Source organism: Aeromonas sp. S2(2024) (genome assembly GCF_041402505.1).
Lineage (GTDB): Bacteria > Pseudomonadota > Gammaproteobacteria > Enterobacterales > Aeromonadaceae > Aeromonas > Aeromonas media.
This window is the reverse complement of record NZ_JBGLRL010000017.1, coordinates 52795-69934: the sequence shown is the minus strand read 5'-3', so window position 1 is coordinate 69934 and position 17140 is coordinate 52795. Positions and strand designations below refer to the sequence as shown.

Below are 17140 nucleotides of genomic sequence, written 5' to 3'. Positions count from 1 at the left end.
CTGTTTATCTGCTTGGAGCCTGCATGTTAAAGCGGCTGCTCGCCAAAGCAAGTCCGATCCTTGGCACCCAGTCCGACTGGCTCGGTCTGTGCCTGCTCTGTCGCCAGCCCTGTGACGAGACGCCTTTGTTGTGCTCCTGGTGCCGCCACGCCCAGCGCCAACACGACAGACGATGCCTGATGTGTGCAGCACCGCTGCCGGAGCAACATCGCGAGAGCGAACTGCTGTGCGGACGATGCCAGCGCAGACCCGCCCCCTGGGAGCGTTTGCAGGTGATCGGCGATTATCAGGCACCTTATGCCCAGCTCATCCCCCGGTTGAAGTATTCCGGTCAGATCCTGCTCGCGCCGCTGCTTGCCCGCCTGCTGGCAGACCATCTGGACCTCGCCAGTCCGCCGCAGGTCATCATTCCGGTTCCCCTGCACTGGTGGCGCCAGTGGTGGCGCGGCTTCAATCAGGCAGAAGAAATCGGCCATGCCCTGAGCGCACTCACCGGCATTCCTTGCGACACCCGCGTACTGCGCCGGACAAGGTCGACCCCGCAACAGACCCGGCTCAGTGCCGGCCAGCGGCGACGCAATCTGCGTGGCGCCTTCGAAATAGAACCTCACCACTACCGGCATGTGGCACTGCTCGACGATGTGGTCACCACGGGCGCCACCGCAGGTCAACTCACCCGGTTGCTCCATGAGCACGGCGTCACCACGGTAGAGGTGTGGGCCATCTGCCGTACCCTCCGACACCTGAAATAACCGGGCAGGGATCCGGCCCGGGAGTCCGCTGGCGGCATGATTCCGATACGCCCGGGCTCACAGGCTCGCCATCGGCACGCTACCCAAGCCCCGCCAAGCGAGTTATCATGAATACCCTAGTCGTACACTCAGGTTTATGAGGATAGTGATGATCAGCATTTCCGACACCGCCCAGGCCCACTTCCGCAAGTTGCTGGAGAAGCAGCCTGATGGCACCAACATCCGGGTGTTTGTGGTCAATCCGGGAACCCAGAATGCCGAGTGCGGCGTATCCTATTGCCCACCCGACGCGGTCGATCCGGAAGATCAGCACCTGCCGTTCAGCGGCTTCGACTGCCTGGTCGATCCCCTGAGCGCCCCCTTCCTGGTGGATGCCACCATCGATTTCGTCACCGATCAGATGGGCTCCCAGCTCACCCTGAAAGCCCCGAACGCCAAGATGCGCAAGGTGGCCGATGACGCCCCGCTGATCGACCGTATCGAGTACGTGTTGATGTCCGAGGTGAACCCCATGCTGGCCGGTCACGGCGGCAAGGTCACCCTGGTCGAGCTGACCGACGACAAACTGGCCATCCTGCAGTTTGGCGGCGGTTGCAACGGTTGCTCCATGGTCGACTACACCCTGAAAGAGGGGATCGAGAAGCAGTTGCTGGAGAAATTCCCGGGCGAGCTCAACGGCGTCAAGGATGCCACCGAGCACCAGCGCGGCGACCACTCCTACTACTGATTTGCCCCCTTGCGGCAAAGAAAAGGCCCCGCCAGCTGGCGGGGCCTTTTGCATTCTGCGGCTGGCAGATCACTCGTCCTTCTTGTCTCGCGACAGCAGGGCGATGGCCGCCTCTTTCGGATTCTTGCCCTCGTAGAGCACCTTGAAGATCTGTTCGCAGATGGGCATCTCGACGCCACTGCGGGCCGCCAGCAGATGTACTTCCTTGGTGTTGCGATAGCCTTCCACCACCTGGCCTATCTCGGCCATGGCGGTGTCAACCGACTTGCCCGCTCCCAGCGCCAGACCAAAACGGCGGTTGCGCGACTGGTTGTCGGTACAGGTCAACACCAGATCCCCGAGCCCCGCCATCCCCATGAAGGTCTTGGCATCGGCCCCGAGGGCGGCGCCGAGGCGCTGCATCTCCACCAGACCCCGAGTGATGAGCGCGGTTCTGGCGTTGGCGCCAAAGCCGAGTCCGTCAGAGAGACCGGCACCGATGGCGATGACGTTCTTGACCGCCCCGCCCAGCTGCAGACCGATGAAGTCCGGATTGGTATAGACCCGGAACGAGCGGCCGCAGTGCAGCAGGTGGGAGAGATCGTCGGCAAAGTCGTCGTGGGTCGAGGCCACCGAGATGGCGGTCGGCAGACCGGCAGCCAGCTCGCGGGCGAAGGTCGGGCCCGAGATGACCGCCAGTGGAATGGCATCCCCCAGCACCTCCCGCGCCACCTCTTGCAGCAGACGGCCGCTGTCCGGCTCCAGCCCCTTGGTGGCCCAGGCGATCCGGGTATCCGGGCGCAGGAAGGGTTTGACCCGGGCCAGTACCTGGCCGAACACATGGCTCGGCACCACCAGCAGCAGCACGGGAGCGGCTTGCACCGCCGCCTGTAGATCCGACGTCAGTTGCAGATCGGCCGGGAAGGGGACATCCGGCAAGAATGCCTTGTTGCAGCGATCCTGTTCCAGCTCGGCGACATGGGCAGGGTCGTGACCCCACAGCAGGGTCGGATGACCATTGCGCGCCAGAGAAATGGCAAGGGCGGAGCCATAAGACCCCGCCCCCAGGACCGAGATTGTGATCTGGTCGGCCATTATCAGGCTTCCGCAGTCGCCTGCTGGGCCTGTACCTGCGCCATGTGCTGGGCGAACAGGGCGTCGAAGTTGACCGGAGCCAGGTTCAGTTGCGGGAAGGAACCCTTGCTCACCAGGTTGGCCACGGCTTCGCGGGCATAGGGGAACAGAATGTTCGGGCAGAAGGCAGCCAGGCAGTGTGCCAGCTGCGGCTCCGGCAGGTTGCCGATGGTGAAGATACCAGCCTGCTGCACTTCACACAGGAAGGCAGTTTCGGTTTCCAGCTTGCAGGTCACGGTCAGGGTCAGCACGACCTCGTACACGCCGTCAGCCAGGACATTGGTCTTGGTGTCCATGTCCAGCTTGACGTCCGGCTGCCACTCTTTCTGGAAGATGTGCGGAGTATTGGGGGCTTCGAAGGAGACATCCTTGGTGTAGACACGCTGGATGTGGAATTCCGGTTGCACTTCCTGATTGTTGATTTCGTCAGCCATTTCGTTTGATTCCTTTTTAAGAAAATAGGTGGGCGCAGGCCCTTAAATCAGCGTTTTTTGGTCACCGGCAGATTATCTGCACGCCATTGGGCCATGCCACCGCTGAGCACATATACCTGTTTAAAACCGGCCTTGCTCAGTTGGCGACCCGCGCCACCAGCGGTCATCCCCGACTCGCACACGACTATGATGGGGGCATCTTTGTGCTTTTCAACCGGGCCCAGATTGTTCGCCTGGATCTGGGTGAGGGGAAGGTGATGGGCGCCGGCCAGATGGCCCTTGGCAAACTCATCCTGACTGCGAATGTCCACCACAGTGGCATTTTCACGGTTGATCAGCAGGGTGGCGCCGTGATTGTTCACCGCCTTCACCGGAGAAAAACGAGCACGCACAGTGGTATACACCAGGGTGCCTGCCAGGCCGAACCAGGCTGCTGCCAGCAGCGGGTTGCGGGCCGCAAAATCCAAATACTCTTGCATCTTCTACTATCCAGGGACCAAGACAAGGGCCCGAGTATACATGGGGCCCTTGATAAGATCAGCCATCTTGGCGGCAAAGCGAGAGCAAGCTCCCATCAGGGATTGCCCGTCCCAAAACCGGCTTGGGGAAGGGCTGCCACCCGCTTCGGGAGGGAGGCGCCAGGGGGAGAACCCTGCACAAAGACAAGCCGGCAACATGCCGAAAACAGCTGGATAACAGGTAAAAACAGAGGTGGAAGAGGGACTTGGCTATCAGGTGACTATTTCGGCAGATGTAGTAATATTACGCTAGTTTCACTTCCCGCAATTCATTCCTATCCGAGAGGACATAGTCTTATGTCAACAGCTAAGAAACCTTTGGTTCTGGTCATCATGGACGGTTGGGGCTACAGCACCAAGCAAGAGCACAACGCCGTTGCCGCCGCCAAGACCCCGAACCTGGACCGCCTGGCCCGTGACTACACCAGCACCCTGATTTCCGGTTCCGGCCTGGATGTGGGTCTGCCAGACGGCCAGATGGGCAACTCCGAAGTGGGCCACGTCAACATCGGCGCCGGTCGCATCGTCTATCAGGAGCTGACCCGCATCTCCAAGGACATCCAGGACGGCGACTTCTTCCAGAACGTCGAACTGGGCAAGGCTGTTGACACCGCCGTGACCAAAGGCAAGGCCGTGCACATCATGGGCCTGATGTCCCCGGGTGGCGTACACAGCCACGAAGAACACATCATGGGCATGATCGAGATGGCCGCCAAGCGTGGCGCCGAGAAGATCTACTTCCACGCCTTCCTGGATGGCCGTGACGTACCGCCGCGCTCCGCCCAGTCCTCCATCGAGCTGTTCGACGCCCTGTTCGCCCGTCTGGGCAAGGGTCGTTTCGCCTCCATGATCGGCCGCTACTTCGCCATGGACCGTGACAACCGCTGGGATCGCGTGCAGCAAGCCTATGACCTGATGACCCAGGGCAAGGGCGAGTTCACCGCCGACAGCGCCAGCGAAGCCCTGGCCAATGCCTACGCCCGCGACGAGAACGACGAGTTCGTCAAGGCCACCCGCATCGGTGACGCCGCCCCGATGGAAGACGGCGATGCGCTGATCTTCATGAACTTCCGTGCCGACCGTGCCCGCGAGATCACCCGCGCCTTCGTCGACAGCGACTTCACCGGCTTCGCCCGTGCCGCCACCCCGGCCCTGAACTTCGTGATGCTGACCGAGTACGCGGCCGACATCAAAACCGCCTGTGCCTACCCGCCGACCGCGCTGGTGAACACCCTGGGCGAATGGCTCGCCAAGCAGGGCAAGACCCAGCTGCGCATCTCCGAGACCGAGAAGTACGCTCACGTCACCTTCTTCTTCAACGGTGGCGAAGAGTCCTGCTTCACCGGCGAAGATCGCGAGATCGTCGCCAGCCCGAAAGTGGCCACCTACGACCTGCAGCCGGAGATGAGCTCCGAAGAGCTGACCGACAAGCTGGTCGGTGCCATCAAGAGCGGCAAGTACGACGTCATCATCTGCAACTACCCGAACGGCGACATGGTTGGCCACACCGGTGTGTTCGATGCGGCCGTCAAGGCTTGCGAAGCCGTTGACCACTGTATCGGTCGCGTCACCGAGGCCCTGGCCGAAGTGGGTGGTGAGTGCCTGATCACCGCCGACCACGGCAACGCCGAGAAGATGCTGGACGAAGAGACTGGTCAGGCGCACACCGCCCACACCAATCTGCCGGTTCCCCTCATCTATTTCGGTCGCAAGGCCGAGGTGCAGGAAGGCGGCAAACTGTCCGATCTGGCCCCGACCATGCTGACTCTGATGGGTCTGCCTGTCCCGCCGGAAATGACTGGCAAGCCCCTGATGATTCTGAAATAATCCTGCCCCATGCGGGGATGCGAAGTTATTTCACAGAAAACCAGTCGCGTCGGCCTGTTGGCCGGCGCGCTGTTTTTTTGCCTGATCGGCGGTGCCGGCACGGCCCAGGCTGCGAACCAGCAGTTGGGGGCCATGCAGTCCGAGATCAAGGAACAGCAGAAGACCCTCAAGCTCAGCAAGCAAGAGCTTGCCAAGCTCAACACCCAGCTCAAGGCTGACGAGCAGGCCATCTCGGCCGCCGCCGCCAAGCTGGATCAGACCAGACAGCAACTGAAGCAGAACCAGCAGAAGCTGGCCGAGCTGCAGCAGGACAAGCTGGCGCTGGAACAACAAGCGAAACACCAGAAACAGTTGCTGGCCAAGCAGGCGGAAAGCGCCTTCCAGGCGGGCAACCACGACTACCTCAAGCTGCTGCTCAACCAGCAGGATCCGGCCAAGCTGAGCCGTTCTCTCGATTACTACGACTATCTCAACAAGGCTCGCATCGAGGCCATAGACGCCCTGCGCGCCACCCGCAACAAGCTGGCGAAAAACCAGCTGGCCACCAAAGAGACCGAGACCAGGCTGCAGACCCTGCTGAGTGAACAGCAGCAGCATCACCAGAGCCTGCTGGCCAGCCAGCAGAGCCGCGCCAAGGTGCGCAACCAGTTGCAGCAATCGGTGCAAAACGACGAACAGAAGCTCACCAAGCTGGTCAAGGCGGAGAAAGCCCTGAAGGCGCGGCTGGAAGAGCTGCGCCGTCAGCGGGAAGAGCAGGAACGCCGCGAAAGGGCCGAGCGGGAGCGCCTCGCCAAGATCAAGGCCGAGCAGGAGCGCCAACGCCGCCTGGAGGCACAGCGACTGGCCGCGGAGCAGAAGCGGATTGCCGAGCAACAACGGATCGCGGCACAGCAGCGGCAGGCCGGCGAACAGCAAAGGCTCGCCGCCGAGCAGCAGAGAGTCACCGAACAGCAGAACCGGGTGGCGAAGCAACAAGCCGCCGCACGCAGCAGCACCAAGGCAAGTGGCAGCTACAACGGCCTCAGCACCAACGGCAGCCTGCGCTGGCCGGTACAGGGCCCCATCCTCATCTCCTACGGCTCGCCGCGCACCGCCGAGCTCAAGTGGAAGGGCACCCTGATAGGCGCAAGCGAGGGAACCCAGGTCAAGGCAGTCGCCCCTGGCCAGGTGGTCTATGCGGACTGGCTCGACGGCTTCGGCATGCTGCTGGTGATCGATCACGGCCGCGGCTACATGAGCCTCTACGGTCACAACCAGTCGCTGCTGCGTCAGGTGGGCCAGAGCGTGGAACAGGGCGAACCCGTGGCCCTGGTCGGCGACAGCGGCGGTCAGGACAGACCCGGTCTCTACTTCGAGATCCGTTACCAGGGCGAGGCCATCAACCCTACCAAGTGGCTGGCCAGACGCTGAGTCCCTGCTGACGGGGCCATCAACCCGGCCAACAACAGCTGGCCAGATGCTGAGCCAGCCCTTCTCCCGCGAGGGGAGAAGGGTGCAAAAGGCGGCAACACCGCTTCGTTTACCACTTCACCTAGCAAAAAGCCTGCATCGTGCAGGCTTTTTGCTTTGCAGGGGAAGAGCAACGCCGCCCACCCCCGTTGATGAAAACTTACCTCTTTTCCACCCCGCTCAGGGGAAGACCACCAACCCGATCTGCTCCAGCAGCCCCTGCTGCTGCTCTTCATTGATCTGCACGCCGTCCAGGTTGACCCGGCGCAGATCCAGCCCGGGCAGGTCGCACTGGCGCAGATCGCAGCCCTGCAGGTTGAAGCTGGTCCAGTCGATCAGCCCAAACTCGGAGCCGCTCAGATCGGATCCCGCCAATGAGGCCCCCAGCAGGCTGGCCCCCTGCCAGCGGTTGCCGCCGAGCTCGCACCTCTCCAGCAGGCAGCCGTCGAAGTTGGCGTAGCTGAAGTTGTTGCCGGTCAGATGGGCCTCGCAGAAGTAGCTCTTGACGGTGATCTGGTTGGCAAAGCTGGCGTGGGCGAAGTTGATGCCCATGGCCTGGCAGTCGCGCATCTCCAACCCCAGGCACTGGCTGCGACTAAAGTCAGCCAGGGTGAGGTCGCAGCGCAGGAAGCTCGCCTCCCGCAAATCGCAGCCCTGCAACTGGCAGCCGAGCTCGCGCTCCCGCTCATAGAAGCTGCAGTCAACAAAGCGGCATTCGGCCAGATCGAGCCAGGAGAAATTGCAGCCGACGAAGCGGCACTCCGAGAACGATTGCCCCTCCACCTCCTGCTGCTCGAACCTTTTCCTCTCGAAGCACTTGCCCTTGATCATCCCCAGCCTCTCCTGTGATGGCGTCATATGCTGACTTTTTTGCGCAAAAACGGTAATGTTACCTGTAACATTCTTTGCCGGATCCCGAGATGAACGACACCCGCAAGCGCCGCCCCACACTGCAGGACATCGCCGACCTGACCGGGGTCACCAAGATGACCGTCAGCCGCTACCTGCGTGACCCGTCCGCCGTGGCCGAAGGCACCCGTGAGCGGATCGCCGCGGCGGTGGAGGAGCTCGGCTACATCCCGAACCGGGCACCGGACATGCTCTCCAACGCTACCAGCAAAGCGATCGGCATCCTGATCCCCTCCCTCTCCAACCAGGTCTTCTCGGCGGTGATCCACGGCATAGAGGCGGTGACCCGGCCCGCCGGCTACCAGACTCTTCTGGCCCACTATGGCTACAGCCCGGAGCGGGAGGAGGAGCAGGTCGCCTCCCTGCTCTCCTACAACGTGGATGGCCTCATCCTCTCCGACACCCAGCACACGGATCGCACCCGCAAGATGATCGCCACCGCCGGCATCCCGGTGGTGGAGACCATGGATCTGCCGCTCTCCCCCATCGACATGGTGGTCGGCATGGATCACCGGGCCGCCGCCCGGGCCATGGTAACAGAGATGCTGCGCCGGGGACGGCGCAAGGTGGTCTACCTGGGGGCGCGCCTCGATGTGCGTACCCAGTTGCGGATGGAGGGCTACTACCAAGCGATGGCGGACTTCGGCCTGGATGGCCAGCACCTGCTGACCGAGCAGTCCTCCAGCTTCACCCTGGGGGGCCAGCTGCTGGAGCAGGCCATGGCCCGCTACCCCGATCTGGACGGCCTGTTCTGCACCAACGACGACGTGGCGGTCGGTGCCCTGCTGCAGTGCCAGGCCAGGTGGATACCCGTACCCCAGCAGATTGCCATCGCCGGCTGCAACGCCCTCGACATCGGCCACGCCATGACCCCCAAGCTCGCCAGCATCAGCACTCCGCGCGAGGCCATCGGCCGCGAGGCGGCCGCCATGCTGCTGGCCCGGCTCAATGGGCAACCCCAGGCCGAGCACCGCAAGGACATGGGCTTCTCCCTCTATATTGGGGAGAGTCTGGGATAATCTCCTCCCTCACAGACTAGAGCCACGCCGATAGCAAACAGGCCACCCGAAGGTGGCCTGTTTGGTTTTTCTGCACAACTGATGCTTAGCGTTTAACCATTTCAACCGCTTCACGGGAGAGACGGGTCACCTCGTCCCAGTTGCCACTCTTGACCGCATCGGCGGGCAGCATCCAGGAGCCGCCGACCGTGGCCACGCATTTCAGCGCCAGGTAGTCAGCGACGTTTTTCGGGCCTATGCCGCCGGTGGGGCAGAAGCGAACCTGGGGCAGAGGGGCGGCAATGGCGGAGAGCGCCTTGGTGCCGCCGTTCGCCTCGGCCGGGAAGAATTTGAGGTGGTCGTAACCCGCTTCCAGCGCCTGCATCACCTCGGACGGCGTAGCAACTCCCGGGATCAGCGGCGCCGTGCTCTTGGCCGCGTGGGCCAGCAGGGCCGGGGTCATCCCCGGGGAGATGACGAAGCGGGCACCGGCGGCAACGGCGGCATCAAACTGCGCGCAGTTGAGCACGGTACCGGCCCCCACCATGGCATCCGGCATCGCCTTGGCGATCAGAGCGATGGCCTCGAGGGCCACCGGGGTGCGCAGGGTGATCTCGAACACCGAGATGCCGCCATCCAGCAGCGCCTTGGCCATCGGCAGGGCCTGCTCCAGGTCGTTGATGACCATCACGGGCACCAGGGGGGAGGCGGCAAACACCTCGGCAGGGGTCACTTTCCAGTTCTGCATAGCTCTTCCTCAGTCAAAGATGGTGGCGCCGCACTCGGCGCTCGATACCGCGCGACGCATCACGCTGAACAGTTCACGGCCCCACCCCTCTTGTTCCAGGGTGAGATCGATCTCGGCCTGGGTACGGCCACTCAAATCGGTCAGGCAGTCGAGGCGACCGGACTCGGCATCCACCCGCAGCAGATCGCCATCGGCAAGCAGGCCTATGGCCCCGCCGTGCAACGCTTCCGGGGTGACGTGGATGGCGGCCGGGATCTTGCCGGAGGCGCCGGAGAGACGGCCATCGGTGACCAGGGCCACCTTGTGACCCGCCTTCTGCAGGTTGCCGAGCACCGGCATCAGTTTGTGCAGCTCCGGCATGCCGTTGGCAGCCGGGCCGTTGTGGCGCACGACGATGACGGCGTCCTGATTGAGATCCCCGGCCTTGTAGGCCGCCTCCACCGCGTGCTGGGAGGAGAAGACCCGGGCCGGCGCTTCAATCACCCGGTATTCGGGGGCGACCGCTGAGACCTTGACCACGGCGCGGCCCAGGTTGCCACTGAGCAGCTTGGTGCCACCTGTGGCCTGGAACACGCTGCCAGCGACGGACAACACGCTCGGATCCGTACTCTCCCCCACCGGTTGCCACACCAACTTGCCATCCACCAGCGCGGGGCGGCTCAGGTAATCCTGCATCTCGCCAAACACCGGGGTGGCATCCAGGTGGATCAGGTCCGCCTCCGCCAAACGGCGCATCAGGCCAGGCACGGCACCCGCCTGCTCGAAGGCGTTCACGTCAGCCGGGCCGTTCGGGTACATGCGCACCAGCAGCGGCACCACGTCGGAGAGATCGCTCAAGTCGTCCCAGGTCAGCTCCAGGCCGGCGGCGCGGGCCAGCGCCACCATGTGGATGCTGTGGTTGGTGCTGCCACCGGAGGCGAGCAGGGCCACCAGGCCGTTGACCAGGGCGCGCTCGTCCAGCACCTCACTCAGGGGGCGGTAGGCCGGGGAGCCCGGGATCATGGCGCTGATGCGGCGGGCCGCCTCCTCGGTGAGGGCGTGGCGCAGCTCGCTGTGGGGGTGGACGAAGGCGGAGCCCGGCAGCATCAGCCCCATGGCCTCGAACACCAGCTGGTTGGTGTTGGCGGTGCCGTAGAAGGTGCAGGTGCCGGCCGAATGGTAGGCGCCGCACTCCATCTTGAGCAGGGCATCGCGGCCCACTTCGCCGGCGGCGTACTGCTGGCGCACCTTGACCTTCTCGTCGTTGCCTATGCCGCTCGCCATGGGGCCAGCGGGCACGAAGGCGGTGGGCAGGTGAGCGTGGGAGAGGGCCCCCATGATCTGGCCCGGGGCTATCTTGTCACAGATGCCGAGCAGCAGAGTGGCGTCGAAGGTGTTGTGGGAGAGGGAGACGGCGGTGGCCTGGGCGATGAGATCCCGGGAGAACAGGGACATGTCCATCCCCGGCTGGCCCTGGGTCACGCCGTCGCACATGGCGGGCACGCCGCCGGCGACCTGGGCGCTGTGGCCGAGTCCGGCCAGCGCCCCCTTGATGATGTCCGGGTAGCCCTGATAGGGCTGATGGGCGCTCAGCATGTCGTTGTAGGCGGTGACGATGGCCACGTTGGCGCGGGTCATGTCGAGGATGCGCCCCTTGTCATCACAGCTGGAAGCGGCCACGGCGTGGGCCAGGTTGCCGCAGGAGAGGGAGGCGCGGGTCTTGCCCTGCTCGGCCTGGCGCTGGATGCGAGCCAGAAAGGTCTGGCGGCGGGCGACACTGCGCTCGCGGATGCGGTTGGTCACTTCGGTGATCACGGGATGGGTCATAGGATTGTCTCCAACACGGAAATACGGGCGCGATCGACAGGGGCCGGGCGCGCGAAATGGCTCATTGCACCTGCGCCAGGGCGGTGACGGCGCGGTCGACCACCTGCTCGAAGGTGCCATCTATGTCGACGCGAAACACACCGGCCTCGCCATCCGGCCGTTCCAGGGTCTCAAACTGACTCTTTACCATGCCTTCCCGCATGAAGTGGCCCTGCCGTGCCCGCATCCGGTCGAGAATGAGGGACTGGCTGCCGTCCAGAAACAGGAAGTGCACCGATTCGTTGCCCTCGCGGATCTGATCGCGGTACTGCTTCTTGAGGGCCGAGCAGACGATGACGCCCAGCTCGTTCTTCTGCTCCAGGCTGTAGGCCGCATCGCGGATCCGTTCCAGCCAGGGCGCCCTGTCTTCGTCGTTGAGAGGGTTGCCGCCCGCCATCTTCTGGATGTTGGCGCGGGGGTGCAGATCATCACCGTCGATGAACTTGGCGCCCAGGGCGCTGGCCACCTTGAGGCCTATGCTGGACTTGCCACTGCCACACACACCCATCACGATAATGCTCTTGCCCGCCATTATTTGACCTCTCTCTCACTTTTCAAAAAACGTTTACCTGATGGGTTCTAAGTTAGCACGTTACCGGTAACATGTTACCGGTAACGTTGCGCAATGTGAAGTGGAGCACAGAAATGTGCAGAACAACTACTAGAACCATTTGAGGACATTTTATGGACGGAGCGATGAACACACCCGATGTCGCCTACCTGCTCTCGGTAGCCGCTGGCGCTATCGTCATGCTGCTGGTGCTGATCATGCGATTCAAGGTACATGCCTTCGTGGCATTGACCCTGGTCAGCATGCTGACAGCCCTGGCCACCGGGGTCACCTATGACCAGGTGATCCCCACCATGCTGACCGGTTTCGGCGGCACCCTGGCCTCGGTCGCGCTGCTGGTTGGCCTCGGGGCCATGATAGGCAGGATCCTGGAGATGACGGGGGGCGCCAAGGTGCTTGCCGACACCCTGATCAACCGCTTCGGCTCCCACCGCGCCCCCTTCGCGCTGGGGATCGCCTCCCTGCTGTTCGGCTTCCCTATCTTCTTCGATGCCGGCCTCATCGTCATGCTGCCCATCATCTTCAGCGTGGCCAAGCAGTTCGGCGGCTCAGTCCTCAAATATGCCCTGCCCTCCGCCGGTGCCTTCGCGGTGATGCACGCCTTCCTGCCGCCCCACCCGGGCCCGGTGGCCGCCAGCGAACTGCTGGGTGCCAACATAGGGCTGCTCACCGTCGTGGGTCTGCTGGTCGCGCTGCCGACCTGGTACCTGGGTGCCTATCTGTTCGGGCTCTGGTCCGGCAAGAAGTTTGAGCTGCCCCTGCCCCCGAGCTTCACCGAGACCGCAGAGCGACTCTCCGACAAGGCGCCGAGCTTCGCCCAGGTGATCTCCATCCTGTTGCTGCCGCTGGTGCTCATCTTCATGGATACCGGCCTCAACACCCTGGGCGTCATGGGTGTCATCGACAAGGGTGCGGACTGGGTCAACGTGCTGCGCATGGTCGGCAAGACCCCGGTGGCCCTGCTCATCACTGTGCTCTATGCCCTCTGGCTGTTCCGTCAGACCCAGGGCAAGGTGCAGCTCGAGAAGTTCTGCAACGACGCCCTGGCCCCGGTCTGCGCCGTCATCCTGGTGACGGGTGCCGGTGGCATGTTCGGCGGCGTGCTGCGTGCCAGCGGTATCGGCACGGCCCTGGCCGACGTGCTCTCCGACACCGGCATGCCGGTGATCCTGGCCGCCTTCCTGGTCTCCACCGCCCTGCGGGTGGCCCAGGGCTCTGCCACAGTGGCGCTGACCACCACGGCCGCCCTGATGGCGCCGACGGTCGCGGCCACGGCCGGGCTGAGCGATCTGGACCTGACCTTCATCGTCATCGCCATCGCCGGTGGGGCGACCGTGCTCTCCCACTTCAACGACTCCGGTTTCTGGCTGGTCAGCCGCTTCCTCAACATGGACGAGAAGACCACCCTCAAGACCTGGACCGTGATGGAGACACTGCTCGGTACCATCGCCTTCCTCATCGTTGCCATGGCAAGCATCGTCTTCTAACACCCCCATCTCGGGGCCCCATCCGGCGGCCCCGATATGGCGTCACATCGACATTTTTACGGATTCTTGCTTGGGCCCGTCGCCACAGATTGCTAGAATTGCCTATTCATCGCCCCGAGTGGAACGCTTCATCCCGTGATTTCAGGCTTCTCTATGCATTCATCGGCACATTATCGACAGTTGCTGGCACGTTTACCCCAGATCGCGGTTGCCGCAGATCAGTTCCAGGTACTCAACAGCGCCAAGGATTTCAAGAGCCGTATCCTCTCGCTCATCGCGGGCGCGACCCAGCGTATCTATCTGATCGCCCTCTACCTGCAGGATGACGAGGCGGGACGGGAGATCCTCTCTGCCCTCTACGCCGCCAAGCAGCGCAACCCCGCCCTCGATATCAAGGTCTTCGTCGACTTCCACCGCGCCCAGCGCGGCCTGATCGGCAAGGGCAAACAGGGGGGCAACCACCTGATGTATCAGACCATGGCCGCCCGCCATGAACACCAGATCGAGATCTACGGCGTGCCGGTCAAGGGCCGCGAGCTGCTCGGCGTCCTGCACCTCAAGGGCTTCATCTTCGACGACATCCTGCTCTATTCGGGTGCCAGCCTCAACGACATCTACCTGCACCAGCAGGAGCGCTACCGCTTCGATCGTTATCACCAGATCCACAGCCAGGCCCTGACCCGCAGCATGGTCAACTACGTGGATGACGTCTTCCTCAAGAGCGAGGCCGTGCAGCGGCTGGATCGCCCCGGCATCCCGGGTGCCAAGCAGCTCAAGGGGCAGATCCGCCACTTCAAGCACAACCTGCGCACCAGCCAGTACCGATTCGAGAGCATACCGGCCAACAGCCAGGAGATCGCCATCACCCCCATGGTGGGCCTGGGCAAGCGCGGCAACCAGCTCAACCGGATGATCCGCAACCTGGTGCGGGCCACCGAGCGGGAGATCTTCATCTGCACCCCTTACTTCAACCCCCCCAAGGAGTTGAACAAGGACGTGGAAGCCCTGCTCAAGCGCGGCTGCAAGGTGACCATAGTGGTTGGCGACAAGACAGCCAACGACTTCTTCATCCCGCCGGAGGAGAAGTTCTCCACCATAGGCGGCCTGCCCTATCTCTACGAGACCAACCTGCGCAAGTTTGCCGAGCGCAACCAGCACCACATCGACAGCGGCCGTCTCAACCTGATGCTCTGGTGCTGCGACAAGAACTCCTATCACCTCAAGGGGATCTTCGTGGACCAGGAGTGGGCCCTGCTCACCGGCAACAACCTCAATCCCCGTGCCTGGGCGCTGGATCTGGAGAACGGCCTGCTGGTCCATGACCGCCACAACCATCTGCGCGAGCGCTTCCAGGAGGAGCGCGACTGCATCCTGGCCCACACCCGTCGCATCAGCCATTTCGATCAGATCGAGCAGATCAAGGATTACCCCGAGCAGGTGCGCAAGCTGCTTGCCAGGATCCACAGGGTCAGGGCCCATATCCTGCTCAAGCGGATCATCTAAGCCCTGTCCGCCTCCCCTGTCTGCCCCTCCAAAGGCCTCCCGTGTTCGGCAGGCCTTTGTCGTATGCGCCCTCTCGCCCCGCCCGGGGAGCCCCTGCCGCTGCAACGCGGCTTGCATCGAGGCAGCAACAACCCCTATCATCTGGACATATTTACAGTGTTTTCGGGCATCTAATTGATGAAATTGGATAAAATTCCTCTCGATAGCCTCAAGGGCGTCGGCAGCAAGATGCTGGAGAAGCTCGAGCGGCTGGGGCTGGCCACGGTACAGGATCTGCTGTTCCACCTCCCCCTGCGCTACGAGGACCGCACCCAGGTGTGGCCCATCGGCGATCTGCCCCCCGGGCTGCACGGCGCCGTCGAGGGCGAAATCCAGGACACCCAGCTGGTCATGGGGCGCCGCCGCATGCTGGTGTGCCGCATCAGCGACGGCACCGGCAGCCTGACCCTGCGTTTCTTCAATTTCACCGCCGCCCAGAAAAACAGCCTGGCCCAGGGCCGCCTGATCCGCTGCTTCGGCGAGGCTCGCCCCGGCAAGTACGGGCTGGAGATGGCCCACCCCGAGTACAAGCTGCTCGGCGAGGAGCAGGCCGGCCAGACCGAAGAGGCGCTCACCCCCGTCTACCCGACCACCGAAGGCTTGCGCCAGCTGACTCTGCGCAGCCTCACCGATCAGGCGCTGGCCCAGCTCGACCTCTATGGTGTCGAGGAGTTGCTGCCCGCCGGTCTCTACCCCCAGCAGATCGATCTGGCCGCCGCCCTGCGTCTGCTCCACCGCCCGCCCCCCTCGGTGGCGCTGGCCCTGCTGGAGAGCGGCCAGCATCCGGCCCAGCAGCGACTGGTGCTGGAAGAGCTGCTGGCCCACAACCTCTCGGTCTTGAAGGTGCGGGCCCAGGCACAGACCCAGCTGGCCCGCACCCTCAAGCCGGCCCCGGCTCTGGTGGAAAAGCTGCTAAGCGCCCTGCCCTTCACCCCCACCGGCGCCCAGAACCGGGTGGTGGCGGAGATAAGCCATGATCTGCAACGCAGCCACCCCATGATGCGGCTGGTGCAGGGGGACGTGGGCTCCGGCAAGACGCTAGTGGCGGCCTTGGCAGCGCTGCAAGCCATAGGCAACGGCTGCCAGGTGGGGCTGATGGCGCCGACCGAGCTGCTGGCCGAACAGCACGCCATCAACTTCGCCCACTGGCTGGAACCACTCGGCATCAAGGTGGGCTGGCTGGCGGGCAAGCAGAAGGGCAAGGCGCGGGAGGAGGCGCTGGCCGCCATTGCCGACGGCAGCGTCAAGATGGTGGTGGGCACCCACGCCATCTTCCAGGAGCAGGTGGTGTTCCAGCGCCTGGCCCTGGTGATCATCGACGAGCAGCACAGGTTCGGGGTGCACCAGCGCCTCGCCCTGCGCGAGAAGGGGGAGCGGGAGGGGGTGCATCCCCACCAGCTCATCATGACTGCCACCCCCATTCCCCGTACCCTGGCGATGACCGCCTATGCGGATCTCGACACCTCCGTCATCGACGAGCTGCCGCCCGGCCGTACCCCCATCACCACGGTCGCCCTGCCGGACAGCCGCCGTCAGGATGTGATCGAGCGGGTCAAGCTCGCCTGCGAGGAGGGCAAGCAGGCCTACTGGGTCTGCACCCTGATCGAGGAGTCAGAGGTGCTGGAGTGCCAGGCCGCCGAAGACACGGCCGCCGAGCTGCAAGCCAGGCTGCCCGGCCTGCACATAGGCCTGGTCCATGGCCGGATGCGCCCGGTCGAGAAGCAGAGGGTGATGGAGGAGTTCAAGGCGGGCATATTGCAACTGCTGGTCGCCACCACCGTCATCGAGGTGGGGGTGGACGTGCCCAATGCCAGTCTGATGATCATCGAGAACCCGGAGCGGCTGGGGCTGGCCCAGTTGCACCAGTTGCGCGGCCGGGTCGGCCGGGGGTCTGTGGCCTCCCACTGCGTGCTGCTCTACCATGCCCCCCTCTCCAAGACGGCCCAGAGCCGGCTCGGGGTGCTGCGGGAGACCAACGACGGCTTCCTGATCGCCCAGCGCGATCTCGAGCTGCGCGGCCCGGGGGAACTGCTCGGCACCCGCCAGACCGGGTTGGCGGATCTCAAGATCGCCGATCTGGTGCGGGATCAGCCGCTTATTCCCCAGGTGCAGAAGATGGCACGCTTCCTCATGGACCGTCATCCCAACCATGTCGAACCGCTGATCCGCCGCTGGCTCGGCCTGCGGGATCACTACTCAAACGCCTGACAACACACCCCA

Annotated in this window: 15 protein-coding genes; 8 read left to right on the top strand and 7 right to left on the bottom strand. The window is 63.8% G+C overall.

What is annotated here, in order from left to right; genetic code table 11:
- Nucleotides 1-23: 23 nt before the first annotated feature.
- Nucleotides 24-752, top strand: coding sequence for a ComF family protein (locus ACB039_RS16135; protein WP_045522393.1), 729 nt, complete (start codon nt 24-26; stop codon nt 750-752).
- 148 nt (nt 753-900) lie between these two features.
- Nucleotides 901-1479 (top strand): Fe-S biogenesis protein NfuA, encoded by a 579-nt coding sequence (nfuA, locus tag ACB039_RS16130; RefSeq protein ID WP_010672549.1) that lies wholly within the window; start codon nt 901-903, stop codon nt 1477-1479.
- Between the two features lie 69 nt (nt 1480-1548).
- On the opposite strand, the gene gpsA is transcribed toward nfuA, so the two are convergent.
- Genes gpsA through ACB039_RS16115 form a run of 3 tightly spaced genes read right to left on the bottom strand, consistent with a single transcriptional unit; the run spans nt 1549 to nt 3505 of the window.
- Complete coding sequence (gene gpsA / locus ACB039_RS16125) at nt 1549-2553, bottom strand: NAD(P)H-dependent glycerol-3-phosphate dehydrogenase (protein ID WP_371166033.1); 1005 nt, start codon at nt 2551-2553, stop codon at nt 1549-1551.
- A gap of 2 nt (nt 2554-2555) precedes the next feature.
- A complete protein-coding gene (secB, locus tag ACB039_RS16120; protein WP_005328525.1) occupies nt 2556-3026 on the bottom strand; it encodes a protein-export chaperone SecB in 471 nt (156 codons plus the stop codon).
- A 47-nt stretch (nt 3027-3073) separates the two neighbouring features.
- Nucleotides 3074-3505 (bottom strand): rhodanese-like domain-containing protein, encoded by a 432-nt coding sequence (locus tag ACB039_RS16115; RefSeq protein ID WP_106885241.1) that lies wholly within the window; start codon nt 3503-3505, stop codon nt 3074-3076.
- Nucleotides 3506-3841: 336 nt separating this feature from the next.
- Here ACB039_RS16115 and gpmM point away from each other — a divergent pair, with 336 nt between their 5' ends.
- Both gpmM and ACB039_RS16105 read left to right on the top strand, forming a co-directional pair.
- Complete coding sequence (gpmM, locus tag ACB039_RS16110; protein ID WP_171273038.1) at nt 3842-5371, top strand: 2,3-bisphosphoglycerate-independent phosphoglycerate mutase; 1530 nt, start codon at nt 3842-3844, stop codon at nt 5369-5371.
- Between the two features lie 9 nt (nt 5372-5380).
- A complete protein-coding gene (locus tag ACB039_RS16105; RefSeq protein WP_139750661.1) occupies nt 5381-6781 on the top strand; it encodes a peptidoglycan DD-metalloendopeptidase family protein in 1401 nt (466 codons plus the stop codon).
- 219 nt (nt 6782-7000) lie between these two features.
- On the opposite strand, the gene ACB039_RS16100 is transcribed toward ACB039_RS16105, so the two are convergent.
- Entirely contained in the window at nt 7001-7651 is a 651-nt protein-coding gene (locus tag ACB039_RS16100; protein WP_371166032.1) for a Qnr family pentapeptide repeat protein, read from the bottom strand.
- Nucleotides 7652-7740: 89 nt separating this feature from the next.
- Here ACB039_RS16100 and ACB039_RS16095 point away from each other — a divergent pair, with 89 nt between their 5' ends.
- Nucleotides 7741-8748, top strand: coding sequence for a substrate-binding domain-containing protein (locus ACB039_RS16095; protein WP_182786864.1), 1008 nt, complete (start codon nt 7741-7743; stop codon nt 8746-8748).
- An 85-nt stretch (nt 8749-8833) separates the two neighbouring features.
- Here the strand turns inward: ACB039_RS16095 and ACB039_RS16090 are convergent, their stop codons facing one another.
- The 3 genes from ACB039_RS16090 to ACB039_RS16080 form a co-directional block, all read right to left on the bottom strand.
- Complete coding sequence (locus ACB039_RS16090; protein ID WP_182786866.1) at nt 8834-9475, bottom strand: bifunctional 4-hydroxy-2-oxoglutarate aldolase/2-dehydro-3-deoxy-phosphogluconate aldolase; 642 nt, start codon at nt 9473-9475, stop codon at nt 8834-8836.
- A gap of 9 nt (nt 9476-9484) precedes the next feature.
- Nucleotides 9485-11281 (bottom strand): phosphogluconate dehydratase, encoded by a 1797-nt coding sequence (gene edd / locus ACB039_RS16085; protein WP_182786867.1) that lies wholly within the window; start codon nt 11279-11281, stop codon nt 9485-9487.
- 61 nt (nt 11282-11342) lie between these two features.
- The gene (locus ACB039_RS16080; RefSeq protein WP_005328545.1) at nt 11343-11852 is read right to left on the bottom strand and encodes a gluconokinase; all 510 of its coding nucleotides are present in this window, start codon (nt 11850-11852) and stop codon (nt 11343-11345) included.
- Between the two features lie 164 nt (nt 11853-12016).
- On the opposite strand from ACB039_RS16080, the gene ACB039_RS16075 reads away from it, so the two are divergent.
- The 3 genes from ACB039_RS16075 to recG all read left to right on the top strand — a co-directional run bounded on the left by ACB039_RS16075 (nt 12017) and on the right by recG (nt 17128).
- Nucleotides 12017-13378, top strand: a complete 1362-nt coding sequence (locus ACB039_RS16075; protein WP_371166031.1) for a GntP family permease — start codon at nt 12017-12019, stop codon at nt 13376-13378.
- A gap of 153 nt (nt 13379-13531) precedes the next feature.
- Nucleotides 13532-14881: a CDP-diacylglycerol--serine O-phosphatidyltransferase gene (pssA, locus tag ACB039_RS16070; protein ID WP_371166030.1), complete on the top strand. Its 1350-nt coding sequence runs from the start codon at nt 13532-13534 to the stop codon at nt 14879-14881.
- Between the two features lie 177 nt (nt 14882-15058).
- Entirely contained in the window at nt 15059-17128 is a 2070-nt protein-coding gene (gene recG, locus ACB039_RS16065) for an ATP-dependent DNA helicase RecG (RefSeq protein ID WP_371166029.1), read from the top strand.
- The last annotated feature ends 12 nt before the right edge of the window (nt 17129-17140 follow it).